The sequence below is a fragment of the Streptomyces sp. NPDC001848 genome, assembly GCF_042891915.1.
Classification (GTDB): domain Bacteria; phylum Actinomycetota; class Actinomycetes; order Streptomycetales; family Streptomycetaceae; genus Streptomyces.
In genome coordinates this window covers 281,998-307,035 of sequence record NZ_JBIATP010000001.1, presented here as the reverse complement: position 1 = coordinate 307,035, position 25,038 = coordinate 281,998, and the positions used below count along the sequence as shown (strand labels likewise).

Below are 25,038 nucleotides of genomic sequence, written 5' to 3'. Positions count from 1 at the left end.
CCCGCCTGGAAGCGCGCCACTTCAGGGACTGCTTCAGGGACTGCTTCAGGGCTTTTTCAGGGCCTACTTCAGGGTGTCGTCCACCGCGTCCAGTGGCACCGCGTACAGCACCCGCCCACCGGCCGGCCCCGATCCGTCGTCGCTTGCCGCGCCCTCCGTGAGCGTCCAGAGTTCGCCGGTCTCCCGCCAGTACGACAGGGACGCGGTGTGCCGGCCCCAGCAGGCGTGGGTCTCGTCGGCCGCGCAGGTCGCCGCCTGCGCCCCGGAGGTGGTCTGCCGCCACAGCGTGCCGTGCCGACCGCCGACCGAGGGCGCCCGGTCGACGTACCAGTCGGTGCGCGCCGCCCCGTCGCGCCGGTGCGACAGCACGCCCTGCACCCCGGTCGCCGCCGTCTCGTAGGCCTCCGTGGCCCTGACGTCGCCGTGCGCGTCCGCGGCGAGCAGGCCTGTGCGGCCGGGCGCGGTGCTGAACGCGTACCGCCACACCCGGGCCGCCCGCCCGTTGCCCCCGGGACTCAGTGACTCGCCCGCCACCAGGCTCGCCGGGATGGTGGTGCGGTCGATGGAGAGCGTGGACAGGCAGGGCACTCCGTGGTCGTCGGCCGCCGAACAGGGGCCGCCGGTCAGCCGGTAGGAGCCGACCGTCGGCAGCACGTACTGGTAGCCGTCCGCCGCGTAGCCGCCGTCGACCCGGCCGATGGCGCTGCTGTCGACATTCGTCCGAAGGATCCGGTGCAGGTCGAAGACCAGCAGCGAGTCGCGTGCGGTGACGAACAGTTTGTCCCGGTACCACACCATGCCGGACAGGCCGGTGCGGACGGCGGTGAAGTCCTGGCCCCCGGCGCGCGGAGCGACCAGCAGGACCCAGCGGTAGGCGAGGCGGTAGGGGTCGTCGGCGTCGACGAAGGCGACCCGGGCGAGTCCCCGCTCGGCGGCCGGGCCGTGAGGAAGGTCGTGGTGCGTCCAGCCGGACAGGATGACCCGGTCCGGGCCCCACAGGCCGTCGGCCTCGGCGTCCCCGGAGGTGGTCACGGACCGCGGCACCCATTGCGGGGTCGTCGCGTCGCCGTGGTCCCAGCAGTACGCGCGCGTGGCGGCCGGCTGCACGGGCAGCGCGGCGGTCTCGGCGGCGTCACACGCGGAACGGTCGCGCATGGTGCGGTCGGCGGAGGACAGGACGCCGTGGACGTCGACGGCGCCGCCCATCGCACGGGTGAGCGTGTCGAGGGTGCGGTGGTCGGTGAGGTCCTCGTGGAGGCGGAGCTTGACGGTCTCGGCCACGGCGGTGACCCGGGTCAGGCTCCCGGGGTTGTCGCCGCCCGCGGCCTGTGAGGTGCTGATCAGCGTGGCGGCGGCGGTCAGCGCCAGCGCGGTGCCGGCCAGCGTCGCCCGCAGCGCACGCCCCCGGCGCCTGCGGCGGTGCCTGCCACGGTGCTTCATACAACCTCCCGGCGTAGGCCAACTGCTCCTCGCGGTCCGTACGTTGACTTCAGGAGCGGGTGGGGTGGCCTGTAAGGAGGGATGCTACGGCAGACGGATGCGGCACCGGTCGAAGACCCGGGAAAAGCAGGGTTATCCCCACGTTCGGCTGCGCCGTACGCGTACCACCCCCGGCGCCGTCGAGTGCGGCAGCAGGTCGTTCGGGTCGTCCGGGGTGAGCAGGTCCACCTCCGCCGACTCGCGGAAACGATACGGCCGGTGTTCCAGGAACGCCCCCAGATACCGCCGTACCCGGGACATCTCGGCGCGGACCGTGACCGTGCGGGCCGGGTCGCCGAACAGGTCGGACGCGAGGGCAGCCGCCGTGCGGCCCTCGCGGTGCAGGGCCAGCAGGTACAGCAGTTCGGCGTGCCGGGGGCTGAGTTCATGGGTCCAGGACCCCGTGTCGCCGAAGACCGTCACCGACCAGCGGCGCGGATGGGAGACATCCAGGACGATCCGCGTCGGCTGCGCGGGGGTGGGGCTGTCCGCGGCGCGGATCAGCCAGCCGCCCGGCAGCGGCTCCACCGTGCAGGGGCCCAGCGTCGGCAGCAGACAGCGGCCGGGCGCGAGCGACGCGGGCAGCGCGACCCGGCCGGTGTACGGCATCCCGGTCACCGCCGCCGTCCAGCCGTCCTTGTCCACGGCCACCGCCCGGCCGCCGAGCCGTGCGAGCAGGGGTGCCGCCACCGCGCGCAGCCCCTCCAACGCGGTCAGGTGCATCTCCCGCAGCCGGGCCTCCGCGAGCCTGGCCACCGACTCCACCCAGGCGAGCGTCGCCGGATGCATCGACTCCAGCGGGCCGCTGACGTCCACGACGCCGATCAGCCGGCCGTCGCGCGGGTCGGTGATCGGGGCGCCGGTGCACGTCCAGGAGGCGTGGGAGCGTACGAAGTGCTCGGACGCGAACACCTGTACGGGGCGACGGGTCACCGCCGGGGTGCCCACGCCGTTGGTGCCGACGACCCCCTCGCCCCAGTCCGCGCCGAGTTCGAAGCCCAGTCCGTCCGCCTTGCGCAGCACGGGCGCACTGCCCTCCCGCCACAGGATCCGCCCGTCGGCGTCCGCGACGACCATGATGTGCCGCGCGACGTCCGCCACCGACAGCAGGCCCTCGCGCAGTACCGGCAGCACATGCCGCAGCGGGGAGTCCCGCCGGCGGCGCTCGATCTCGTCCCGGCCCAGCGGGTCGGCACGGACGTCGTGGTCGGGGTCGACCCCGCGACGCAGCATCCGCTCCCAGGACGCCTCGATCACCGGACGCGGCGGGACGGGAGCGCGCTGCCCCGCGAGCGTCGCGCTGCGCACCTCGCTGAGCAGGCGCGCCGCCTGCCCGGCGTCCAGGGCGGCGAGCCGCGTGACCTCTCTGGCCGAATACGCCACCGGAACCTCCCCCAAGGCTGTCCGTCCCGTCGACGGGTTCCGGCCGGAGACGTCCCCCGGCCCGTGTCGACGGTGGTGCTCATACTGCCGTTTCCCGCGGACGGAGGGACGGAGTCCGGCCAGAGCGGAGGCGGGTTGCAACCCTTTGCAACCCTGGCGGAGGGCCAGGCTGTGGTTGAAACTTGTGCAACGCCGCTCAGACGGCGTCCGTGCTCCTTGAACCGGGGCCGGCAGACGGGGGTGGTGCCGAGTCGGCGCAGCACCACCCCCGTCGCCATGGATCCGCACGGCCGCCGCCATGGATCCGTGCGGCCGCCACCATGGATGCGTACGGCCGGAGGGCCTCAGGCGACCGGTCGCGCCCGCTCCACCACTGTGGCAAGGTCCAGGGTGTGCGGCAGGGTGCCGAACGCCGCGCCCCAGTCGCCGCCCAGCCGGGAGGCGCAGAAGGCGTCCGCGACCTCCGGGGGCGCGTACTGCACAAGGAGCGCCCCCTGGAGCACCGATGCGATCCGCTCCACCAGGCGGCGCGCCCGTGCCTCGATGCCCTCCAGATCGGCCAGTTCGGTGAGCAGGTTCTTGATCGCGCCGTCCAGACGGTGGTCCGCTCCGCGCGCCCGGCCCACCTCCTGGAGGTAGGCGTCGAGGGCCTGGGGCTCACGCTGGAGCGCGCGCAGCACGTCGAGCGTCTGCACATTGCCCGCGCCCTCCCAGATGGAGTTCAGCGGCGACTCGCGCAGCAGCCGGGGCATGCCGGACTCCTCGACATAGCCGTTGCCGCCGAGGCATTCGGCCGCCTCCGTCACCACCGGCGTGCACCGCTTGGTCACCCAGTACTTGGCGGCCGGCACCGCGAGCCTGAGGAACGCCCGCTCCCGCTCGCCGCCGTCGTCGTACGCCGCCGCGAGCCGCAGGCCCAGCGCCGTCGCCGCCTCCGACTCCAGGGCCAGATCGGCCAGCACGTTGCGCATCAGCGGCTTGTCGACGAGCTTCCCGCCGAACGCCTCCCGGTGGGTGCAGTGGTGGATCGCCTGCACCACCGCCTGCCGCATCAGCGACGCCGAGCCGAGGACGCAGTCGAGCCGGGTCGCCGCCACCATCTCGATGATGGTGCGCACCCCGCGCCCCTCCTCGCCGACCCGGCGTGCCCAGGTGCCGTCGAACTCGACCTCGCTGGAGGCGTTGGACCGGTTGCCGAGCTTGTCCTTCAGCCGCTGGATCATGAACACGTTCCGCGTGCCGTCCTCGAGCACTCGCGGCACCAGGAAGCAGGTCAGCCCGCCGGGTGCCTGCGCCAGCACCAGGAACCCGTCCGACATGGGCGCCGAGCAGAACCACTTGTGGCCCGTGAGCTCGTACGTCCCCTCCTCGGCGAGCGGCCGGGCGGCGGTCGTGTTGGCGCGGACGTCGCTGCCGCCCTGCTTCTCCGTCATGCCCATACCGAAGAGCACGCCGGCCTTCTCGGCGACGGGGCGCAGCCCCCGGTCGTAGACCAGGGACGTCAGCCGGGGCTCCCACTCGGCGGCGAGGACGGGATCCGTGCGCAACGCGGGCACGGCCGCATGCGTCATCGACAGCGGACAGCCGTTGCCCGCCTCCACCTGGCTCCAGATCACGAACGCCGCCGCCCGGCGCACCTGCCCGCCCGGCCGCGACCAGGCCGCGGTCAGCCCCGCGGCGACGCCCTTGCCGAGCAGCCGGTGCCAGGCCGGGTGGAACTCCACCTCGTCGATGCGGTGGCCGTAGCGGTCGTGGGTGCGCAGCTTCGGCGGGTTCTCGTTGGCCTGCACCCCCCACTCCTGCACCTGCGCGGAGCCCGCGCTGAGCCCGAGCCCCGACAACTCGGCACGCACCTCGTCGAGGAGCGCGGGGTCCAGATGCCGCTCGACGGCCTCCACAAGGGCGCGATCGGCGGTGAAGACGTCATATCCGACCAGCGGCGGAGCCTGATTGGTCACGGTGTGCGTGCTGGCTGCCATGAGCTGAACCTACCGTTCCTGGAGTCCGAGCGGGAGTGAGTGCTGTTGCCAGGACTGATGCTCAGCCGGACGCCCCGAACGGTGTTGGGTGTTCTGGTCCGCCGCGTTCCATCCGCGTCCGGCGCGCACGGATCGTGTCCGTGGTCCGGGGATGCGGGGGCGGTATCCCTCACGCCCGGGGGTGCCCGGTCGGGCCTGGAGGGTCCGATGCCCCTGCTCATCGCTCGGGTGAGCAGGAGGTGGTGCCGTCCGTCGCCGGATCGGGTGCCCCAGGGCGCGCCTGCCGATCGCCACGGCGGCTGCGTCATGGCGAGTCGTCTTGCGGATGTTGCTGGTGAGGGGCTTCTGCCAGTGCTGGGCGCCCCACTGGGAAGTGTAGGCCGGGTCGACGGCGATGATCGTGATGCCGAGTTCGGCCGCCATGCCGCCCAGGCGGGCCCGCGGCCTGGAGACGGGTATGCCGCAGATGAGGTTGCGGAACCTCTTGCGGCAGCCGTGTTTCTCTCGCGTCCTCTCCGCTTGGAAGTCGAGGTCTTCGATCGCGATCGCCAGGCCGTGCCGCTTGGCCCGGTGCAGCAGGCGGATCAGCGCGTGCCGGACCTGGGCGTCGCGGCGCGGGGGTGGTGCCGGTGAGGTCGTATGCGAACCGCAGCGGTGCGCCGACCGGGTTGCCGTGTGCGTCCAGGCGGCTCGGCCCACTGCCCGGTGTCGTGTTCCAGCCCGGCCGCGCAGCGGGCCTTCAGATCCCGGGAGGCGAGCGCGCCCAAATGATCGCCGACCAGGCGAAGGACCTCCTCGTCCGCGGCGGTCAAATGCGTGAGCCGGTCACGGACCGCCACACCCGAAGGGCCGGGCACCACGAACGAGGCCGCCGGCTCCCGCAACCCGGCCACTCTGCCACCCCCGTCCGCAGACCGCAGATCCTCCCAGCGCGTTCAACGACCACCACCCGCCAAGGTCACGCATTCGACGGACGAACACATACTTCCCCTCAGGGCGCGTGCGCCCTGACCAAGACGCTCACTCGTGCATGCCAGAACACGCTCATACGCAATCGACAGGCAAAAGCTCCCGACCCCTCGTTACGCCGTTGGTCACCCGTGTCGCCCGAGGGCGTGTGCCACACCTCGGTGCCGCCCACCGGGGACGAGCGCCGGTCCGGGCGGCGGATACCGTTGAGGCGTGCAGCCAGCAGCAAGCAATACCTCCGAGCGGCCCTCCGGCCGCCTCCACCGGGCGCGTGCCCTCTACCGGAACGTCTCCAAGCGCAGGACCGCCTGGCTGTTGCTGAAGGACATCGTCAACTCGTGCATGGAGTACCGCGTCCTGGGGCTGGCCGCCGAGGCGGCCTTCTTCACCCTGCTCTCCGTGCCGCCGCTGCTGCTGTGCCTGGTCGGACTGCTCGGCTACGTCGACCGCTGGACCGGGACCGACACCATCCAGAGCCTGCAGAACAACATCCTGGACGCGTCCCGCACGGTGCTGTCCGACCGGGGTGTCAAGGAGATCGCCCAGCCGATCCTGCACGACGTGCTCAAGGCCGGCCGGCCCGACGTCGTCTCCATCGGTTTCCTCTTCGCTCTGTGGTCCGGCTCCCGAGCCGTGAACGTCTTCATCGACACGATCACGGTGATGTACGGCCTGGACGGCACCCGGGGCATCGTGAAGACCCGGCTGCTGGCGTTCGTGCTGTTCATCGTCGCCCTGCTGATCGGCTCGGTCGCGCTGCCGCTGATGGTGGCGGGCCCGGACGCGGTGGTGAACGTCGTACCGTGGTCGACGACCGTGGTGCAGGTCCTGTACTGGCCGGTGGTCATCGTCCTGTCGATCGTGTTCCTGACCACCCTGTACCACGTGTCCGTACCCGTGCGCTCACCGTGGGTGGAGGACGTCCCGGGAGCTTTGGTCGCCCTCGCGATGTGGGTGCTGGGCAGCTTCCTGCTGCGCATCTACCTGACGCACACGGTGGAGGGCCCGACGATCTACGGTTCGCTCGCCGCGCCCGTGGCCGTGCTGCTGTGGATCGGTGTGTCCGCCTTCGCGGTCCTGGTGGGCGCCGCCGTCAACGCGGCGATCGACCGGGTGTGGCCCGCCGCGGCCACGGCGGCGGCCCGCGAGGCGAACGAGCGGCTGCGCGAGGAGCAGGCCGCGGAGTACGTGGCCCGCGCCGCCGCGGCCCGCGCGGCCGACCCCGACGACCCGGACATGCCGTCGGAGTTCCCGGAACGCTGGTCCCGCTTCCTGCCCCCGGAGGACGTCACGGCCCGCCTGCGCACCCAGGTGCGCAGCGGACCTCCTCAGGGGCCGAAGGGGGAGGGCGCGGAGGACTGAGCGGACCGCTGCGGCCGGACCGGGGACCGGCCCGCTCAGGTGGCGAGCCGCGTCCGACGTCGTGGCGTGGTGCCGGTGAGCGGTTCTTCGAGCCGGGTGGTGGTGCGGGTCGTGTCCGGGAGGTGGTGTACCGGCTGAACTGCGACACATCCGGGAAATGTGTCGCACTTGCGGATTCGGCCGCCTGCGCGCAGGTCGGCGTAGCCTGGCGGTCGTGTACATGGAGAGGGGGTCACGGCTGACCGGCGCCGTGGTCTGGAACCGCACCCTCGAGGATCCGGTCGTCCGGCCGGTCCTGCCCGACGGCTGCATGGACCTGCTGTGGACCGAGGGAAGGCTCCTCGTCGCCGGTCCGGACACGCGTGCCTACCGGCCCGGCGGATCACCCGCGCGCTGGGCCGGCGTCCGCTTCCACCCCGGCACCGCACCCGCCTACCTGGGCGTCCCGGCGTACGAACTCCGCGACCGCCGCGTCGAGTTGGCCGATCTGTGGCCCGCTGCCGAGGTGCGTAGGCTGACCGGGCGCGTGGACGCGGCTGACGACCCAGGGACGGCGCTGGAGGAGATCGCTCTGGACCGGGCCGCACGCGCACCCGCCCCCGACCCGCTGCTGCACGCGGTGGTCGCGGCGCTGGACGCGGGCCGCCCGGTCGCCGCCACCGCCGACGGGCTGGGCCTGACCGCACGCCAATTGCACCGCCGCTCCCTCGCCGCGTTCGGCTACGGACCCAAGACGCTGGCCCGCGTGCTGCGGCTGCAACGCGCCCTCGCACTGGCCCGCTCCGGTGTTCCGTTCGCCGGCACCGCGGCCCTCGCGGGCTTCGCCGACCAGGCGCACCTGGCCCGGGACGTACGGGAGCTGGCGGGGATGCCGCTGGGCGAGCTACTGGCCCGGTAGCGGGGCGAAGAGGTCGACGCCGTTGCCGTCGGGGTCGTGCACGACGGCGTACCGCTGTCCCCAGAAGGCGTCCCACGGCTTCAGCTCACCGTGGTACCCCGCACCGACCATGTCCTCGTAGACGGCATCCACCTCGGCGGGCGAACCGCACCGCAGGGCCGGCGCGGCCCGGCCGCTCCCGGTGGGCGGCTGCCAGCCGGGGTGGAAGGAGCGGACGGTGTCCTCGGTGTCGAGGAGCAGCCGCAGCCCGCCGGGCAGCTCCGCCTCCGCGTGCGGCAGCGCCTCTGCCCCCTCGGCGAAGACGAACCCGAGCCGACGGTAGAACGTTACGGCGGCCGCCATGTCGGAGACGACCAGCCCGATGGCGTCGAATCGTGGAGTCATGCGGCCACAATGAGGACGTAGGGAATACGGTGCCGGTCCAGCCAGGCGTACTGGGACGGGGTCGGCTCGGCCAGGTTGAACAGGACGCCGGCGGAACCGCGCGCCGAGAGCTTGTCGAGCCGGCCGCGCTCCGGGCGCCCGTCCCGGGTGCGGTTCGGGCTCGTGGGGACCACCACCTCCAGGCCCGCGTCGTGCGCGGCCTCCGACACGCCGTGCAGGATCGTCCCCGACCGGGAACTCTCCAGCGAGTGCACCACCAGGTCGATGAGGGCGGGCGGCTTGTTCGCCTCGAAGCGGGGTCTTCTGACGTAACCGAGCCGGTCCAGGGCCTCGGTGACCCGGCGGCGGGTCTCGGGTGCCACGTCCTCGCGGCCGTTGACCACCTTGGACGCCGTCGGCACAAAGACCCCGGCCTCGCGGGCGACGACCGCGAGGGTCGGTCCGGCCGCGCCTGCGGTACGCACCATGGGCCCACCTCTCCGGCCCCGTCCCGAGGCCCTGCAACGACGTTGACGGCAAGCACTTGCGGCAAGCGGTGCGGCGAGCGACCTCATGGCAAGCGCTTTCTAACATTAAGGGCGTTGGTGAGTTGCCGTGGAAGACACGGGATGGGCGGGGCGGCGATTCGGGGAAGTGATGTCATGTGGGCAGCCCCGCGGTGAGGAGAGGCCGGATGGACCCTGCGGACGACGTGACCCTGAACCCGGCGCACCCTTCGGACCCCGTGGTCCGTACCCCTCACGGGGCCGTGCGCGGCCGGTACGAGCACGGGGTCGCCGTCTTCCGCGGCATCCCGTACGCCGCCCCGCCCTTCGGCCCCCACCGCTTCCGCCCGCCGGTGCCGCCGGAGCCGTGGGACGGGGTGCGCGACGCGGGCGCGTTCGGGCCTACGCCGCCGAAGCCGCCGTACTCGGAGGCCTTCGCGCGCTATCTGTCCGACCCGGTGGTCGCGGGGGACGACTGCCTCAACCTCAACGTGTGGACGCCGGCCCCGGCCGCGGGTGCCCGGCTCCCGGTGATGGTGTGGATCCACGGCGGCGCCCTGACCCGGGGCTCGTCGGCCGTGCCCGTGTACGACGGCAGTGCCTTCGCCCGTGACGGGGTGGTCCTCGTCTCCTTCAACTACCGCCTGGGAGTGGAGGGTTACGGCCTCTTCCCGGACGCCCCGCCCAACCCCGGGCTGCGCGACCAGCTCGCCGCGCTGGAGTGGGTGCAGGAGGCCGTCGCGGAGTTCGGTGGTGACCCGGACCGGGTGACCGTCTTCGGCGAGTCGGCGGGAGCCATCAGCATCGGCGCGCTGCTGGCGAGCCCACGCGCCCGGGGCCTGTTCGGGCGGGCGGTGCTGCAGAGCGGGCCGCCGGAGGCGACGGAACGGGAGAAGGTACGGCGCCTGGTGCGGCGCATGGCGGCCAGGCTGAAGGTGCCGGCGACGGCCGCGGCGTTCGCCGCGGTGGACCGCGCGGTGCTGGCCGAGGCGCAGGCGGAGGTCGGCCGCCGGGCGAGCCCGATCCTCGGCGGCCCCGCGTTCGGGATCGTCGTGGACGGCGACCTGGTACCGCGCGACCCGCTGGAGGCACTGCTGGACGGTGCGGCCGGGGACGTACCCCTGCTGATGGGCTGGACCAGCGAGGAGTACCGCCTCTGGCTGGTGCCCACCGGCCTGACGGAGCGCGTCGACCGGCTCGGTCCGGTCGCCGTGGCCGGCGCGATGGCCCGCTGCCACTGCGGCCCGGAGGTCCCGCGCGGCTACCGCACGGCCCACCCGGAGGCCCTCGCCTCGGAGTTGGTGGGCCAGATGGTGACGGACCACCTGCTCCGCCACCCCTTGCACCGCCTGGCCGACGCCCGCGTCGGCCACGCGCCCACGCACGTCTACGAGTTCGCCTGGCGCTCGAACGTCCCCGGCCTGGGCGCCTGCCACGCCCTGGAACTGGGGTTCGTCTTCGACAGCGCGGAGGTCCCGGAGTCGGCGAAACTGGCGGGCCCGGGCGCCCCGCGCGCACTGGCCCGCGAGATGCACGGGGCATGGGTGCGTTTCGCGACGGACGGCGACCCGGGCTGGCCGGCGTGGGACGCCCGGCACCCGGTACGGATCTTCGGCGGGGACGGGGAGCCGGTGGCGTACGGGCCCCGCGACACGGAGATGGCGCTGTGGGAGGCGGCCCGCACCCGCCCGGAGCCGGCCCTCGTACCCGGGAACGGGGCGGTGCGGCGGGGCACGGTACCGCTGTCGGTGGTACGGCGGCTGCGGCGCCCGGGCGGGCCGGGGCGTCAGTGACGCCGGCCGTGCGTCGCCCGTCCGGTCACCCCGCCGTGCCGGCCCGGGCGGCCCACTCGCCCTGCAACCGGCCGAAGGCCAGGACCGGCGGGGTGTCCGCCGCCTGCTGCGGCGTCGAGATCTCCGCCTGTTCGTCCACGGACCCGGCTCCCTCCCGTCGTCCCCGTAACCCGTCGTCCCGTAACCCGTCGTCCCGTGACGCGTCGTCCGATCATCCCGCACGGCTGCCGGCGGCTCGGGTGCTCAAGGACGGCCGTGGTGGCCTCGACCGCCGAACGCCCCCGCGATCCCCCGGATCGCCTCCGGCCCCACCCGGCAGCACCCCCCGACCAACCGCGCCCCCGCCTCGCGCCAGCCGGTCACCTCCAAGGGCGTGAACGTGGAGCGGCCGTCCCAGGAGCGGGAGGCGGCGTCCCAGGACTCGCCGCTGTTGGGGTAGACCACCACCGGCTTGCCGGTGACCCGGGCGGCCGTGGCGATCGCGCCGTCCACGTCCTCGGGGGCGCAGCAGTTCACGCCCACCGCGATCACCTCGTCCGCCTCGGCGGCCAGGGCGAACGCCTCCTCCAACGGCTGGCCCGCGCGCGTGCGGTCGCCGGAGACGGTGTACGACAGCCAGGCGGGGACACCCAGTCCGCGTACCGCCCGCAGGAGCGCCGTGGCCTCGTCCGTGTCCGGGATGGTCTCCAGCGCCAGGACGTCCGGGCCGGCCGCCGCCAGCACCTGAAGGCGCGGGCGGTGGAAGGCCTCCAGTTCGGCCACCGTGAGGCCGTAGCGGCCCCGGTACTCCGAGCCATCCGCGAGCATCGCCCCGTACGGGCCGACGGACGCCGCCACCCACAGCGGACGCGTGACGCCCTTCTCCCGTGCCTGGCGCGCCGCCTCGCGGGCCAGTTCGACGCTGAGGGACAGCAGCGCGGTCGCTCGGTCATGGTCGATGCCACGCTTGGCGAAGCCCTCGAACGTCGCCTGGTAGCTGGACGTGATCGCCACGTCCGCGCCCGCCTCGTAGTACGCGAGGTGCGCCTCGGTGATCGCCTCCGGCCGCTCCGCGAGCAGCCGCGCCGACCACAGCTCGTCGCTCAGGTCGTGCCCGGCCGACTCCAGCTGGTTCGACATGCCGCCGTCCAGGACGAGGGGTCCGGCGGCCAGCGCCTCGGCGAGGGTGGGAGTGGTGTTGCTGCTGGTCATGTCATGACGCTAGTCGAACGGCGGCCGGACGCCCGGTGGCCGTCCGGTACGTGGGCATCCCGGGCGCCCGTCGGCCGCCGTCCTGGGCCACGCGGATGCCCACGATGCAGGTGTCGTCGTCCGTGTCCGACCTGCTGTAGGTGAGCAGGCGGTCCCACTGCTGGTCCGGCGTGGGAGATACGGTGCGCGCGGCCGTCAGCAGCTGCGCGAGCGACTCCTCCACGGAACGGTCGCGGCGTTCGATCAGCCCGTCCGTGTACATCAGCAGGGTGTCGTCGACGGCCGGCTGGACCTCGTGCTCCTCGTACGTGGCCTCGGGCACGGCGCCCAGCAGCAACCCCTTGACCAGGGGCAGCGGCGCGGCCTGGGCGCCCCGCACCAGGACCGGCGGCGGATGTCCCGCCCTGGCCCACCGCAGGGTGTGGCGGGCCGGGCCGTACAGGCCGCAGACCGCGGTGGCGGTGACCGCGCCGGTCAGATGGTGGGCCACCATGTTCAGCCAGGACAGCAACTGGCCGGGCCCGGCATCCGTCACGGCGAGCCCTCGCAGCGCGTTGCGCAGCACGACCATGCTGGTGGCCGCCTCTATGCCGTGCCCGGCCACGTCGCCCACGCACAGCAGTACCAGCTCGGACGGCAGCACCACCGCGTCGTACCAGTCGCCGCCGACCAGCTGTTCCGTCTCGGCGGGCCGGTAGCGTACGGCGACCTGCAGGCCGGGGCCTCCAGCGGCGCCTGCGCCGAGGGCATGATCGCGTGCTGGAGCTGGAGGGTGAGCCGGTTGCGTTCGCTCGCCTGCTGCTCGGTGTGGGCGAGCTGGTCACGGGTGGCGGCGAGCGCGACCTCCGTCCAGTGGTGGGCGGAGATGTCCTGGTAGGCGCCGCGCACGACGAACAGCCGGCCGTCGGAGTCGAGCACCGGCTCGGCCACCACACGGAGGTGACGCGTCACCCCGTCGGGGCGTTGCAGCCGGAACGCCGTGGACGCGGGACGCCGGTGGTGGAGCAGGGTGCGCAGGAACCTGCCGATGGCGACGGCGTCGTCGGGATGGGCGTGCGCGGGCAGGTCCTCCAGCGACACGGGGGCGCTGGAGGTGGGTCTGCCGTAGAGGCTGTAGAGCTGGCCGTTCCCGGCGATCTCGCCGGTGAGCAGGTTCTCCTCGAAGCCGCCGATCCGGCCGAGGCGCTGGGCGTGCTGGAGGCGGCTCGCCAGGCGTGCCGTCTCGTCCTCGATGCGCCAGATCAGCAGCACGTTGCCGGCGTGCCGGGTGATGTTGATGTCGGCGACCGCGGCCAGGGGGACGTCGTCCACCAGGGCGGTGAGCCTCACACGGTGGGCTCGGAACGGCTCTCCCGTGGCGTAGACACGCTCGATCCGGGTGAGGGAACCGTCGGAGCCCACGGTCCAGATGGCCACGGCCACCGCGCCGAGCGGCGTCAGGGCGTGCTCCAGCAGGGAGTCGGCGACGGCCTGGGTGTCGTGGGCGGCCAACGCACCGGCCTCGGCGGCCCGCAGCCGTACGACGGAGGACCGGTTCCCCGGCGAACCGCCCGCCTCGGCGGAGGCAGCCCAGGGCGTGGCGTCCGCCGTGGCCGCGAGCAACGCGGGGCCACCTCGGACAGCCGGTCACACGATGCCTGGTCGATGACCTCGACGGCGAACTCCAGCGGGGTCGCGCCCGCCTGCTTGGCCAGTTCGGCGAGTTGCCTGGCGGCCTGCGCCGGCCCGCACCCGAGCCGCTCGACCAGGATGCCCTTGGCCAGTTCGATCAGGGCACGCCCGTCCGCCTCGGCCTGCGCCGCCCGCACCTCGCGCCGCAGCCGGTCCACGGTCGCCGCGAGCCTGCCGACGGGGACGTCTGCCCGCGCCCGTCCTCCCGGGCGGCACGGATCTGCTGTCGGCGGCGGCCCAGTTGTACTGGCTGGCCCGGGGCACCGCGACCGGGTCCGCCCATCAGGCCTGGCCCGCGACCTGATCGTCGCGGCCCTGTCCTTCGCCTTCTCCTTCTGGCTGATCGCGGGCGCCGGCTACGCGGCCGTCTACCAGGGCGTGCTGTTCCTGTTCGCGGGCATCCCCGTGTACGTGTGGCTGCGGGGGCGCCGACGGGGGCAACAGGAGTCCGTCCAGGCGGACCCCCGTCCGGGCGGCCTTGACGCGTCCTAGCCGTTGACGTCCAGCGCCGTTCCGTACATCCGGTGCACCTTCAACCGGATGACCACCCGGCGCTCGGCGACCAGCTGCTCCAGGAACGCGCCTTCGTCCTCCGGCTTCGCGGCCTGCGGGATCATCCCGAGCAGCTCCCGGCCGACCGCGTCGCCCGGAACCGTCGTGATCCCGGAGACCTCCGCCTCCCCTTCGGCGACGGCGAACGACCACATGTCGCCGCCCTGCACGTGCAGAGCCGCACGCGGGTCACGCCGCAGGTGCCCGACCTTGGTGCGATCGGCCGTCGTCGAGAACCGCGCGATGCGGGTCTCGGCGTCCCAGCTGTAGAGCATGGTGGTCAGGTGGGGGTGGCCACTGCGCTTGACGGTGGCGAGCGTGCCGAACTGCTGCTTGCCGAGGAGGTCGGAGAGTGCTTCCTCGGACAGGGGGCGAGGCGCTGGTCCTTGAGTCATGACCTGATCAACGTCCGGGCCCGCCCAGTAGTTTCACGGAGGTCGTGAGCCAACGGGCGGGGCCGGGAGCCGCGCGTCCGGGCTCAACCGGACCGTCTGCCCTGGGGCAGCTCGCGAACTGCGCGGAGGAGGTCCGGCGGCCGGCGCCGGACCTGGGGCTCCCGCCCGCCCCTCGGCGTAGGGCACCGTCAGTCGTCGAACGCCGTCGCCCGCGTCACCTTCTCCCAGGCCGTGATGTCCGCCCGTACCTGGTCCAGGTGCCCGAGCACCGCGTCGACTCCGTCGTTGCCCAGCGGCAGCCGCAGCGGGGTCTCGTCCGCATCCAGCGCGGCGAGGATCGCGGCGGCCGCCTTCGCCGGGTCGCCCGGGTGCTGCTCATCGCCGCCGGCCACCATCGCCCGGGTCGCACCGACCGTCGCCGCGTAGTCCTCGATCTGCGTGCTGGTCGCGGTGTTGCTCATCAGGCTGGTACGGAAGGCGCCCGGCTCCACGATCAGCACCTTGATGCCGAGCGGCCGCACCTCCTGGGCCAGCGCCTCCGACAGGCCCTCCAGGGCGAACTTGGTGGCGCTGTACGCCGCGAAGCCGGGCGCGGACATCTGCCCACCCATGCTGCTCATCTGCACGACCGCCCCCGAGCGACGGGCCCGCATGTGGGGCAGGACGGCCCGCGCCAGCGCGGCCGGCCCGAAGAGGTGCACGTCGAAAAGGGAGCGCAGCTCGGCGTCGGTGGTCTCCTCGACGGCGCCGACGTGGCCGCGCCCCGCGTTGTTGACGAGCACGTCGATCCGTCCGTGCCGCTCGGCCACGTCCCGCACCACGGCCTCGACCGCGGCGGTGTCGGTGACGTCGAGAGCCACGGCCTCCACCTGGTCCGGGTGCTCCGCGACCAGGTCCGCCAGCGCCTCGGCGCGGCGCGCGGCGGCCACCACCACGTCCCCGGCCCCGACCGCCGCCTCGGTGATCGCCCGACCCAGGCCGCTGCTCGCCCCGGTCACCAGCCACACCTTGTTCATCGTCAGCTCCTGAAGTAGGCAACTCCTGCTGATGACAAGTCTGTTGGGCGTATCGGCGGTCCGTCCAAGACCCGTCGTGATAACCATTGGCTATGGACGTGCACGGTCGGGATCTGCGTTACTTCGTCGCCGTCGCGGAGGAGATGCATTTCACCCGCGCCGCCGAGCGGTTGTACGTGTCCCAGCCGGCGCTGAGCAAGCAGATCAGGGCGCTGGAGAGGCAGCTGGGGGCGCCGCTGTTCGTACGGGAACCGCAGGGCGTACGGCTGACCCGGGCGGGCGAGGCGCTGCTGCCGCACGCCCGCGCGGTCCTGGCGGCCTGGGACGAGGCGGCGGCAGCGGTGGAGCACGCCAAGACCGAGCAGGCCGCCACCCTCGTCGTCGGGATGAGCACCAGCCCTGCGCGCGGCGGGCTGCTGCCGGCGATCCGCTCCCGGTTCAGCGAGGCGCACCCGACGGTCACGGTCCGGCTGCGGCAGATCGGCTGGGAGGACCCGACCGCGGGGCTGGCGGACGGCTCGGTCGACGTAGCCTTCATATGGCTGCCGGTTCCGGACGAGGTCCGGTACGCCCACGTGCTGGTCGCCGAGGAGCCTCGGCTGGTGGCCCTGCCCGAGACGCACCCGCTGGCCGCCCGGGAGTCGGTGGAATTCTCCGAGTTGCTGGACGAGCCGTTCCTGGCGCTCCCGCCCGCCGCCGGAGCACTGCGTGACCATTGGCTCGCCCTCGACGCCCGGGCCGGCCGGCCGCCCCGCATCGGCGCCGAGATCGCCGGGACGGAGGAAACGTACGAGGCGCTGGTGGACGGCCGCGGCATCTGCCTGGTGGCCGCCGGTAACGCGTCTCTGATCAGCCACGGTGGCGTCGTCACCCGCCCGGTCAGCGGTCTGACCCCCGGCCGCCTGGTCCTGGCCCGCCGTGCCGACGACCAACGCGGCCTGGTCCGGGGCTACCTGCACGCGGCACATCAGGTGGTGGAGGCGGCGGGCTGAGCGGCAGTAGGTGTCGCGGGACGTGACGTTGGTGGCATGGGCCGGACACCGCCGATGGCCGGTTCACGGCCACCGCCTCGCCCTTGGAAGGGTTCACCACCCCCTCGGTCGGTACGTTCGCAGGCGGCGGCAGATGGACCGTCGACGACGGCGGGCGTTCCGTGGACCTGCTGCGGGCGCCCCGCCACTTGGCACGAGCTCGGATGCGGAGCCGCCTTCTCCGGGCGTCGTGCGCAACAGCGACGGCATCCAGGTGTGCATCCTCTCCGGCGACCCCGGCGTCCTGTGTGACCACCTACTACGGCGCGTCGCCGCGTAGCGCCGATCGGCACCAGGACGGTGCGGCGCCGATGTCGCCTCTCGCGTTCGGCGCGCCGTTCGCGCGCACGATGGGATCGCCACCAGTACCCAGGGCACCCTCACCGTGTCATCGAGCCGCGTGTCGTCCGCCCTGTCGTGCGCTCGCTCGCGCGGTGCGGTTTCGCTCGCGGAGGATCGCCGGGACCATCAGCCCGGCGACCATCGCCACCCCCAGCGCGTACCCCGGCCACCACGACAGCGAGCCGTTGCCCGTGGCGTCCTCGGTCCTCGTGTGGTCCGTCGTGCCGGACGACGGGTCGGTGAGCGCCTTGACGGACGGGGTTCCACCGACGGCGGTCAGGACGACGTCGTTGCCGTCGCCGCCCTTGTAGCTGATGCGGTAGGTGGTGTCGGCGAGTTGCACCTTCGCCCCTTCCCGCAGGTCCGCGAACGTGCCGTCGGTCTTCGCACGGCCCCGGTGGTCGAGGACGGTGATCTGCCTGCGCGAGGGCCCCTTGAAGGTGACCGGCCGGGTGCGGCTGGCCGGTGGCCTCGACCTGGGTGCCGTCCACCCGGATGTTCAGTTGGTTCAGCCGGTAACCAGGGGTGTTGTACGGGAAGTGGCCGATCAGGCCGCTGGAGCCGCCGGTGCCGTACTGCAGCGTCGCACCGCGTTCCACCGTGATCGCGGGCGGGTCCGGGTTGGTCACGGTGGTGTACGGATGGTTGCCGCCCTGCGTCGTGACGCGTTGCCGCTGCCGGGCGGCGGGCAGGGTGAAGTCGCTGTCCTGCGTGAGGACCAGTGTGCCGCTGCCGCGCACGGTGAGCGTGCCCTCGCCGCGGAACTCCCCGTCGTAGGTGGTCGTCCCGGCCGGCACGGTGACCACCGTGTCACCGGAGAGCGTCACGTCCCGGCCCGCGAGCAGGTCCGCGGTGACGTCACGGACCCCGGCCGCGGACGCCGCGGCGAGTGAGCCGAAGGGGCGCGTCGGTGTCGAGAGACCGAACGCGCGGCGGCCCGAAGGGGTGAGCACGATCGGGCTCTCGACACCGACTGTGGCGCCCCGCAGGCGAACGGAACTCGAAGAGAGGGGAGAGGCGAGCATGAAGGCGACCGCCGCCAGGGCGCCGGCGACCGCTGCTGTCCTGTGGATATGACTGCGCACGTGACGGAGACGGGCGGTGGGGCGGGCGGATAACAGAAATCGGCAAGCGGTTTCCATTCGGTCGCCCCGGACCCGTTGACCTCTCGTTGGCGCACCTCTACCTTTTCGGCGTTCGGAATCACAGATGCAGTACGAGATTTCGGCCACACAGCGCATTGCCCGCATGAATGCCCCCTCCTTGAGAGGCAGTCGCATGAGCCGCGACCCCCATGTCCACGAAGTCCCCAGCCGCAGACTGATGTTGAAGGGCGCTCTGGCCGCGGGCGCCCTGACCGCGGTGACCGGTGCAGCCGAGGCGGCCACACCAGCGGCAACACCAGCCGCATCGGCCGCATCCGCCGCGCCCCTCGCGTCCCCGAAAGCCGCCCCGTACGTGAACCCGCTCGTCAAGCAGCGCGCCGACCCGCACATCCATCGCCACACCGACGGCTTCTACTACTTCACGGCCACCGTCCCCGAGTACGACCGGATCATCCTGCGCCGCTCCCGCACCATCAACGGCCTGACCACCGCCGCCGAGTCGGTCATCTGGAGGGCGCACCCCACCGGCGACATGGGCGCGCACATCTGGGCACCCGAACTGCACCGCATCGGCGGCAAGTGGTACATCTACTTCGCCTCCGCCCCCGCCGAGGACGTGTGGAAGATCCGCATCTGGGTCCTGGAGAACAGCAACCCGAACCCCTTCATGGGCACGTGGGTGGAGAAGGGGCAGATCAAGACCGCATGGGAGACCTTCTCCCTGGACGCCACCACGTTCACCCACCGCGGCACCCGCTACCTCGCCTGGGCCCAGCACGAGCCCGGCATGGACAACAACACCGCCGTCTGGCTGTCCGAGATGGCGAACCCCTGGACGCTGACGGGGCCTCAGATCCGCCTGTCCACCCCCGAGTACGACTGGGAGTGCGTCGGCTACAAGGTCAACGAGGGCCCCTACGTCCTCCAGCGCAACGGCCGCGTCTTTCTGACCTACTCGGCGAGCGCCACCGACTGGCACTACTGCATCGGCCTGCTCACCGCCGACGCCGACAGCGACCTCATGGACCCCGCGAGCTGGTCCAAGTCCCCGACCCCCGTCTTCACCAGCAACGACACCACCAGGCAGTACGGCCCCGGCCACAACTGCTTCACCGTCGCCGAGGACGGCCGCACCGACGTGCTCGTCTACCACGCCCGCCAGTACAAGGAGATCACCGGCGACCCCCTGAACGACCCCAACCGCCACACCCGCGTGCAGAAGCTCGGCTGGAAGCCGGACGGCACCCCCGACTTCGGCATCCCGGTCGCCGACACCGCGACCACCGGGGGCGCCTGAGATGAGACGCGTCCACGCGGTCCTGCTCGCCCTCTGCCTGGCCCTCGTCGGCGCCCTCGCCGGTGCCGGTTCCGCGCAGGCCGCGGCCCAGACCATCACCAACGGGATCCGGTTCACGGACACGTCGGGCAGCGCCCTGCACGCCCACGGCGGCGGAGTCATCAAGGTCGGCGGCTACCACTACTGGTTCGGCGAGGACCGCAACTCCGACAACACCTTCAAGTCCGTGGACGCCTACCGCTCCACCGACCTGAAGAACTGGGAGTTCCGCGGCCATGTCCTGACCCGGTCGAGCGCCTCCGAACTCCAGACGGCGTACATCGAGCGGCCGAAGGTCATCTACAACGCGGCCACGGGCAAGTTCGTGATGTGGATGCACAAGGAGAACGGCACGGACTACAGCGAGGCGCGCGCCGCCGTCGCCGTCTCCAGCACCGTCGACGGCAGCTACACCTACCAGGGCAGCTTCCGCCCGCTCGGCCAGTACATGTCCCGCGACCTGACCACCTTCGTCGACACCGACGGCACCGGCTACCTGGTCTCGGCGGCCAACGAGAACTACGACCTGCACATCTACAAACTCACCGCCGACTACACCGGCATAGCGAGCCTGATCGCCAACCCCTGGCCGGGCGGCCACCGTGAGGCCCCGGCGCTCTTCAAGCGGAACGGCGTCTACTTCATGCTGACGTCCGACGCCACCGGCTGGAGCCCCAACCAGCAGCAGTACGCCACCGCCACCAGCCTCGCCGGGCCCTGGACAGCCATGACCAACGTCGGCGACTCCACGGCCTACGGCTCCCAGACCGCCTACGTCCTCCCGGTCCAGGGGACCTCGGGCACCTCGTACCTGTACATGGGCGACCGCTGGGGGAACTCCTTCGGCGGGACCGTCAACGACTCCCGGTACGTCTGGCTGCCCCTCACCTTCCCCACCTCCACCTCGATGTCCATGTCCTGGTACCCGGAGATCACCGTCGACACGGCCGCCGGAACGATCGGCGGCACCAGCGCCACGTACAACACGCTGATCGCCCGGCACAGCGGCAGGTGCGCCGACGTGACCAGCCAGTCCCTGTGGCAGGGCGCCCAGATCAAGCAGTACGACTGCAACGGCGGCACCAACCAGAAATTCTGGTTCAAGCCCGTCGGCAGCGGCTACTACCAGCTGATGGCACGGCACAGTTCCCTGTGCGTCCAGGAGAACCCGAGCGACGTCACCCAGGAGAACTGTGACGCGTCGGCCACCGACCAGCAGTGGTCGGTGACCACCACGGGCTCCTACGTGAACATCAAGTCCCGGGCGACCGGGGAGTGCCTGGACGTGTCCGGCGCGTCCACCGCCAACTCCGCCGCGATCATCACCTACACCTGCAACGGAGGCACCAACCAGCAGTGGACGCGCGGAACGTGACCTGTCGGCTCGCTCAGGTCAGCAGGTCGATCGCGTCGATCGCCGTACCCGCGCTGAGATGGCCCGTCGTCCCCGAGCCGCTCACCACGTTGATCTTCAGCACGTTGTACTGGCTGGTGTCCGTGAGCCAGGCACTGGCCGGAACGCTGTAGGTGAAGGTGTGGTTGTTGCCCCGGTAGGAGCCCACGGTCAGCGACCGCGTGCTCGGCTGGGTGGGCGGCGAGGGGATCGACGACGTCCAGTTGTTGACCGTGATCTGGGGCCGGCCGTTCGCGTAGGCCGTCGTCACGCCGATCCGCAGGGTGTGCGCGGCGGCGGCCTGCGCCGCGGTCAGCCTGAAGTGGACGATCAGCCCGCTGTTGACGTCCTTCCACAGGTAACAGGGAAAGGACGACGTCTCACTGCCGCTGCCGACCACCACGTTGCCGGTCCAGGACGCGGCCCGTACGTCGGAGGGGTGCGCGTACGTCATCAGGTCCGCGTTCTTGAACCCGCTCGGCGTGCCGTCCCAGTTGCCGATCCGCCAGATGGCGCTCGCGTTGCTCGGGTCGTTCGAGGAAGGGATGGTGATCGTGTTCAGGGTGGTCGTCGCGCCCGCCGAGGCCGTCACCGAGCCGGTGTACACGGCGAGTTCGCCCTTGAAAACGGTCAGCGTGTACGTCCCGGGCAGAACGCGCGAGATCGAGAAGTGGCCGTCGGGGGAGCGGACCGAACCCCAGTACTGTGCCGCGGAGTTGGCGAGCCCGACCGTGTACGTGTACGCCGTGTCCCGGCCCGCGATGCCGACTCCGGCGACCCGGCCCCGGCCGCTGTCGGGCATGTACCCGGAGATGCGGAGCGAGTCCGCCCACGGGGTGGTGAGGTTGTCGTGGTACAGCGACGAGGAGGGCGCGCCGCCGTCCGTGAACGCGATGACGTACGGGCCCTGGAGGCCGTAGCGCTCCGCCTCGGTCTGGTTCTCGCCGTAGTACAGGATCTCGTACAACCCGCCCCCGTCGGCGCTCTGGTGGCGCAGCAGGGAGCGGTAGAACGGGCCGCCGGAGGCCTTCTCGTGGTTGCTGCGCACGATCCACAGGCCGACGCCGCCGGCGCTCCAGCCGATGTAGTCGTAGTCGATGACGCGGCGCCCGGAGTAGTGCTTGGAGCGGGTCTGGCCGTCGGACTTCTCGAACACGTCCGCGGACTCGATGGTGGTGGGGGCGTAGGTGTAGGAGTCGGGCTCGTCGTTGAGGAACTTGCCCGCCTTGACGCGCACGATGTACCGGGTCGCCGTGACGGACGAGTCCGCCTTGTCGGTCCACAGGTAGATGTTGTTCTCGCCGCTGCGGGCGGCGTAGTAGTGGCGCAGTGTGCCGTACGCGACGGAGATGAGGATCGTCGAGCCGGACTGCTCGATGGTGACGGTGGAGGTGCCGAGGCCGGACTCGACGTGCGAGTTCTTGCCGCCGTAGCCCTGGTACTCGGTGCCCCGGTACACCAGCGAGGTCAGGTCGCCGTTGGTCTTGCTGACCTTGAAGACGAGGTTCGCGCCGGTGTCGACGACGTAGTTCGAGCCGTCGTCGCTCCAGCCGAAGCTCGCGGCCGACGCCTGCGATGCGAGGGGGCCGGCGAGTGCGGCGGTGCCGGCGGCGGCCGCGGTGCCCAGCACGAAGGTACGGCGACGGACCGGTCCTGGGTCGGTTCCGGACATGGGGGGATGCCTCCTCCGGGAGGTGGGGGAGCGGTACGGGTGCCTCGCAGAGTGGCAGTTGAATCGATTTCGCGAAAGGGCTTTCACGGTAAGGAAGTCGTCCATCATGTGAATCCGCGCAACCTCCTAGAAAGCGCTTGTCGAAGCGGGTACCGTCCAGCCCCCTGGGCCTGTCGTCTCGCTGGAGGAGCCGCAATGAGACGTCTCACTTCCGCGCTGCTGGTGGCGCTGACCGTCGTGTCCGCTCTCCAAGCCGCACCCGCCCAGGCGGTCGGCCGTGAGCGCGGCGGCCTCGGCATGGACAACTGCTCGGCTTCCGCCTGCCACTTCGACGTGCCGCCCGGCGACTACGACGTGAGCGTGGAACTCGGTGGTGCCGACGCCTCCGGCACCGCCGTCACCGGCGAGACCCGGCGCTCCCTGCTCCCGGAGACGGCCGTCGAGGCCGGGCATCGCGTCCACCGGAGCTTCACCGTCAACGTCCGGACCCCCGAGGGTGAACCGACCGGCCCGGACGGCTCCCCGGGCCTGGACCTGACCATCGCTGGCACGGCCCCGGCCCTCGCGGACATCCGGGTGCCCCCCCGCGCGGCACGCCCACCAGATCTTCCTCATCGGTGACTCCACGGTGTGCGACCAGCCCGCCGATCCCTACTCCGGCTGGGGCCGGCAGCTGCCGCAGTACCTCCGCAAGGGCCTCGCCGTCGCCAACTACGCGGATTCCGGCGAGAGTACGGTCACCTACCTCGCCAACCCCCGGCCGTGGGCGACCGTCCAGCCGCTGATCCGCCCGCAGGACTTGGACTCATCCAACTCGCCCACAACGGCAAGCAGACCGACGAGACGACCTACCGGACGAACCTGGAGACCCTTGTCGAGGGCGTACGGGACAAGGCCGGCGAACCGGTGCTCGTGACACCGATCGTCTGCCGCTGGTTCGATGCCGACGGTACGCTGAACAACAACACCGCGCTGCTGGTGAACGGCCTCGGTGTGGACCTCCCCTCGGTGATCCGCTCGGTGGCGGCCGCCGGGCACGTCCCGTTGATCGACCTGACGGCCAGGACCAAGGCACTCGTGGAGTCGCTGGGCGTCGAGGGCTCCAAGTCGATCTACCTGTACAACGAGAAGCGGGACAACACGCACACGTCCGTCCATGGAGCGACCGTGTACGCGGGGCTGGTGCGCGACGCGTTGGTGGCGCAAGATCTGATACCGGAGGGTCTCTCACGTTAGGACCCCTCCCGAACGGGGAACACGCCGGACACGAACCCCACCCACAGCCCCTGGGGCGTCCCGACCGGAACCGGGGCGTCCCAGGTCTTGATTCATGAAGGCGTACCCCCCGGAGTCCCGCACGTCTCGCACTGATTCTCGGCGGGCAGCGGCTCCGCGGCAGGATGTGCGCGCCGTTCGGCCAGGCTGCTGACCGCGGTCAGCAGCAAGGTGAACGTCACCCCGGTGAGGATGGCCGCGCTGGGCGTGGACCGGTCGAGCATCACCGCGGCGAACACCGCCGACAGCGAGTAGCCGATGCCCTGGACGGCGTACATCACCGAGTAGCCCGCGGTGTGGGCGCTGCTCGGCAGGGCCTCGCGCAGCGACAGGTTGCGGGTCACCATGACCACGGCCTGCAGCACGCCCGCCGCGAGGAAGCCCGTGACGATTCCGGTCAGACCCGGGACGAGCGCCACGACGGTGATGCCGACGGCGGTGCCGACCAGACAGACGAGGCTGTGCGTCCTGGCCGTACCCGGCCAGGACCTGAGCCCGTAGATGAAGGCACCGAGGGCCGACAGACCGGCGAACACCATCAGCAGCACGCCCGCCAGACCGACCGGCAGCCCGCGGTACTGCAGCAGCGGCGTCAGGACCAGTTCGGAGACGGCCATCAGGGACATCGCCGCCGCACTGGTGACGTAGATGGGCCAGCCGGACAGCACCACGGAGGTGGGCGCGCGTCCACCGCTCGCGCCCGCGTCCGCCTCCACAGCTCTGGCGGAGCGCAGCGTGAACACCATCGCCGTGCCGAGCACGAGACACAGCGCGCACACCGCCATGGGCACGCCCGGACCGGCCTGGAGGGCGAGCAGCACCACCAGGCCGGGCGCGGCGAGCCACACCAGTTCCGTCAGGACGGAGTCCGCGCTGAACGCCCGGGCGACGTCCTTGTCGCCCACCACCGAGGTCAGCAGCGTCCGCAGCGCGCCGGGGCTCGCGGCGGGCGCCCCGCCCGCCACGAACGAGGCGGCGGCCAGAACCGGTGGTGCGGAGTCGGGCCACAGGGCGAGCGCGGTGAACGCCGCCGCGCCGACGGCGAGCCCCGCCGACAGGTGCAGGCGCAGCCGGCGCGGATGCAGGAACGTGCCCAAGGCCCAGGCGCCCACCACCTCTCCGGCGATGAAGAACGCGGCGAGCACGCTGCCCGTCGAGTAACCACCGGTCGCCCCGTGGCCGAGGAAGACCATGGCCAGCGGCGCCATGGCGACGGGCAGTCGGGTCATGGAGGCGGTCAAGGCCCAGGCTCCGGTCTGCCGGGTGAGGATCGTGCGGTAACTCATGGGCTGCTCTCACTTCAGGGCGTACCGGTCGGGCGCGGGG

The 25,038-nt window shown here is 72.1% G+C and carries 16 protein-coding genes and 6 pseudogenes; 8 read left to right on the top strand and 14 right to left on the bottom strand.

The genetic code is table 11. From position 1 onward, the window contains the following. Positions 1–63 precede the first annotated feature (63 nt). From ACFYZJ_RS01415 to ACFYZJ_RS01400, 4 genes and pseudogenes are all read right to left on the bottom strand, one after another. On the bottom strand, positions 64–1,440 hold the full coding sequence (locus ACFYZJ_RS01415; RefSeq protein ID WP_388561601.1) for a hypothetical protein: 1,377 nt from the start codon (positions 1,438–1,440) through the stop codon (positions 64–66). Positions 1,441–1,572: 132 nt separating this feature from the next. Further along, complete coding sequence (locus ACFYZJ_RS01410) at positions 1,573–2,862, bottom strand: GAF domain-containing protein (protein WP_388561599.1); 1,290 nt, start codon at positions 2,860–2,862, stop codon at positions 1,573–1,575. A gap of 344 nt (positions 2,863–3,206) precedes the next feature. Further along, the gene (locus tag ACFYZJ_RS01405) at positions 3,207–4,841 is read right to left on the bottom strand and encodes an acyl-CoA dehydrogenase family protein (RefSeq protein WP_388561597.1); all 1,635 of its coding nucleotides are present in this window, start codon (positions 4,839–4,841) and stop codon (positions 3,207–3,209) included. Positions 4,842–4,850: 9 nt separating this feature from the next. Further along, a pseudogene (locus ACFYZJ_RS01400) lies at positions 4,851–5,529 on the bottom strand (transposase); the annotation flags it as partial. A 494-nt stretch (positions 5,530–6,023) separates the two neighbouring features. Here ACFYZJ_RS01400 and ACFYZJ_RS01395 point away from each other — a divergent pair. Together ACFYZJ_RS01395 and ACFYZJ_RS01390 are read left to right on the top strand one after the other, a co-directional pair. Beyond that, positions 6,024–7,172: a YihY/virulence factor BrkB family protein gene (locus ACFYZJ_RS01395; protein WP_388561595.1), complete on the top strand. Its 1,149-nt coding sequence runs from the start codon at positions 6,024–6,026 to the stop codon at positions 7,170–7,172. 214 nt (positions 7,173–7,386) lie between these two features. After that, positions 7,387–8,070, top strand: a complete 684-nt coding sequence (locus ACFYZJ_RS01390) for a helix-turn-helix domain-containing protein (protein ID WP_388561593.1) — start codon at positions 7,387–7,389, stop codon at positions 8,068–8,070. Here the strand turns inward: ACFYZJ_RS01390 and ACFYZJ_RS01385 are convergent. Both ACFYZJ_RS01385 and ACFYZJ_RS01380 read right to left on the bottom strand, forming a co-directional pair. Continuing rightward, complete coding sequence (locus tag ACFYZJ_RS01385) at positions 8,056–8,454, bottom strand: VOC family protein (RefSeq protein WP_388561591.1); 399 nt, start codon at positions 8,452–8,454, stop codon at positions 8,056–8,058. The genes ACFYZJ_RS01390 and ACFYZJ_RS01385 overlap by 15 nt on opposite strands. Before the next feature lie 8 nt (positions 8,455–8,462). Beyond that, positions 8,463–8,921 (bottom strand): annotated as a pseudogene (locus ACFYZJ_RS01380) (LacI family DNA-binding transcriptional regulator); the annotation flags it as partial. A 206-nt stretch (positions 8,922–9,127) separates the two neighbouring features. Here ACFYZJ_RS01380 and ACFYZJ_RS01375 point away from each other — a divergent pair. After that, positions 9,128–10,732, top strand: a complete 1,605-nt coding sequence (locus ACFYZJ_RS01375; RefSeq protein WP_388561589.1) for a carboxylesterase/lipase family protein — start codon at positions 9,128–9,130, stop codon at positions 10,730–10,732. Between the two features lie 243 nt (positions 10,733–10,975). Here the strand turns inward: ACFYZJ_RS01375 and mmuM are convergent, their stop codons facing one another. Then, the gene (gene mmuM, locus ACFYZJ_RS01370) at positions 10,976–11,923 is read right to left on the bottom strand and encodes a homocysteine S-methyltransferase (RefSeq protein WP_388561587.1); all 948 of its coding nucleotides are present in this window, start codon (positions 11,921–11,923) and stop codon (positions 10,976–10,978) included. 88 nt (positions 11,924–12,011) lie between these two features. Beyond that, a pseudogene (locus tag ACFYZJ_RS01365) lies at positions 12,012–13,776 on the bottom strand (SpoIIE family protein phosphatase); the annotation flags it as partial. A gap of 38 nt (positions 13,777–13,814) precedes the next feature. Between ACFYZJ_RS01365 and ACFYZJ_RS01360 the strand changes: the two are divergent. After that, positions 13,815–14,086: pseudogene (locus ACFYZJ_RS01360) on the top strand (amino acid permease); the annotation flags it as partial. Here ACFYZJ_RS01360 and ACFYZJ_RS01355 read toward each other — a convergent pair. Beyond that, the gene (locus tag ACFYZJ_RS01355) at positions 14,083–14,541 is read right to left on the bottom strand and encodes a TIGR03618 family F420-dependent PPOX class oxidoreductase (RefSeq protein WP_388561585.1); all 459 of its coding nucleotides are present in this window, start codon (positions 14,539–14,541) and stop codon (positions 14,083–14,085) included. The pseudogene ACFYZJ_RS01360 and the gene ACFYZJ_RS01355 sit on opposite strands and share 4 nt — an antisense overlap. Before the next feature lie 188 nt (positions 14,542–14,729). Beyond that, complete coding sequence (locus ACFYZJ_RS01350) at positions 14,730–15,557, bottom strand: oxidoreductase (protein WP_388561584.1); 828 nt, start codon at positions 15,555–15,557, stop codon at positions 14,730–14,732. A 92-nt stretch (positions 15,558–15,649) separates the two neighbouring features. On the opposite strand from ACFYZJ_RS01350, the gene ACFYZJ_RS01345 reads away from it, so the two are divergent. Continuing rightward, positions 15,650–16,549 (top strand): LysR substrate-binding domain-containing protein, encoded by a 900-nt coding sequence (locus tag ACFYZJ_RS01345; RefSeq protein ID WP_388561582.1) that lies wholly within the window; start codon positions 15,650–15,652, stop codon positions 16,547–16,549. A 427-nt stretch (positions 16,550–16,976) separates the two neighbouring features. Here ACFYZJ_RS01345 and ACFYZJ_RS01340 read toward each other — a convergent pair whose 3' ends face one another. Together ACFYZJ_RS01340 and ACFYZJ_RS01335 are read right to left on the bottom strand one after the other, a co-directional pair. Beyond that, positions 16,977–17,273: a hypothetical protein gene (locus ACFYZJ_RS01340; protein WP_388562232.1), complete on the bottom strand. Its 297-nt coding sequence runs from the start codon at positions 17,271–17,273 to the stop codon at positions 16,977–16,979. A 136-nt stretch (positions 17,274–17,409) separates the two neighbouring features. Next, positions 17,410–18,072: pseudogene (locus ACFYZJ_RS01335) on the bottom strand (hypothetical protein); the annotation flags it as partial. A 136-nt stretch (positions 18,073–18,208) separates the two neighbouring features. Between ACFYZJ_RS01335 and ACFYZJ_RS01330 the strand changes: the two are divergent. Together ACFYZJ_RS01330 and ACFYZJ_RS01325 are read left to right on the top strand one after the other, a co-directional pair. Further along, positions 18,209–19,333: a family 43 glycosylhydrolase gene (locus ACFYZJ_RS01330; protein WP_388561580.1), complete on the top strand. Its 1,125-nt coding sequence runs from the start codon at positions 18,209–18,211 to the stop codon at positions 19,331–19,333. A gap of 1 nt (position 19,334) precedes the next feature. Continuing rightward, positions 19,335–20,747, top strand: coding sequence for an RICIN domain-containing protein (locus ACFYZJ_RS01325; protein WP_388561578.1), 1,413 nt, complete (start codon positions 19,335–19,337; stop codon positions 20,745–20,747). 13 nt (positions 20,748–20,760) lie between these two features. On the opposite strand, the gene ACFYZJ_RS01320 is transcribed toward ACFYZJ_RS01325, so the two are convergent. Continuing rightward, complete coding sequence (locus tag ACFYZJ_RS01320; protein ID WP_388561576.1) at positions 20,761–22,437, bottom strand: rhamnogalacturonan lyase B N-terminal domain-containing protein; 1,677 nt, start codon at positions 22,435–22,437, stop codon at positions 20,761–20,763. 195 nt (positions 22,438–22,632) lie between these two features. Between ACFYZJ_RS01320 and ACFYZJ_RS01315 the strand changes: the two are divergent. Beyond that, positions 22,633–23,673 (top strand): annotated as a pseudogene (locus ACFYZJ_RS01315) (rhamnogalacturonan acetylesterase). 92 nt (positions 23,674–23,765) lie between these two features. On the opposite strand, the gene ACFYZJ_RS01310 reads toward ACFYZJ_RS01315, so the two are convergent. After that, positions 23,766–24,998 carry a hypothetical protein gene (locus ACFYZJ_RS01310; RefSeq protein ID WP_388561574.1) on the bottom strand — a complete coding sequence of 411 codons (1,233 nt, stop codon included), beginning with the start codon at positions 24,996–24,998 and terminating at the stop codon, positions 23,766–23,768. Between the last annotated feature and the right edge of the window lie 40 nt (positions 24,999–25,038).

Bases quoted from the DNA above. Each gene is read 5' to 3' on its own strand.
- ACFYZJ_RS01375 (WP_388561589.1), top strand. From the start codon at position 9,128: ATGGACCCTGCGGACGACGTGACCCTGAACCCGGCGCACCCTTCGGAC.
- ACFYZJ_RS01350 (WP_388561584.1), bottom strand. From the start codon at position 15,557: ATGAACAAGGTGTGGCTGGTGACCGGGGCGAGCAGCGGCCTGGGTCGG.
- ACFYZJ_RS01320 (WP_388561576.1), bottom strand. From the start codon at position 22,437: ATGTCCGGAACCGACCCAGGACCGGTCCGTCGCCGTACCTTCGTGCTG.
- ACFYZJ_RS01385 (WP_388561591.1), bottom strand. From the start codon at position 8,454: ATGACTCCACGATTCGACGCCATCGGGCTGGTCGTCTCCGACATGGCG.
- mmuM (WP_388561587.1), bottom strand. From the start codon at position 11,923: ATGACCAGCAGCAACACCACTCCCACCCTCGCCGAGGCGCTGGCCGCC.
- ACFYZJ_RS01405 (WP_388561597.1), bottom strand. From the start codon at position 4,841: ATGGCAGCCAGCACGCACACCGTGACCAATCAGGCTCCGCCGCTGGTC.
- ACFYZJ_RS01310 (WP_388561574.1), bottom strand. From the start codon at position 24,998: ATGAGTTACCGCACGATCCTCACCCGGCAGACCGGAGCCTGGGCCTTG.
- ACFYZJ_RS01345 (WP_388561582.1), top strand. From the start codon at position 15,650: ATGGACGTGCACGGTCGGGATCTGCGTTACTTCGTCGCCGTCGCGGAG.
- ACFYZJ_RS01355 (WP_388561585.1), bottom strand. From the start codon at position 14,541: ATGACTCAAGGACCAGCGCCTCGCCCCCTGTCCGAGGAAGCACTCTCC.
- ACFYZJ_RS01325 (WP_388561578.1), top strand. From the start codon at position 19,335: ATGAGACGCGTCCACGCGGTCCTGCTCGCCCTCTGCCTGGCCCTCGTC.
- ACFYZJ_RS01415 (WP_388561601.1), bottom strand. From the start codon at position 1,440: ATGAAGCACCGTGGCAGGCACCGCCGCAGGCGCCGGGGGCGTGCGCTG.
- ACFYZJ_RS01330 (WP_388561580.1), top strand. From the start codon at position 18,209: ATGAGCCGCGACCCCCATGTCCACGAAGTCCCCAGCCGCAGACTGATG.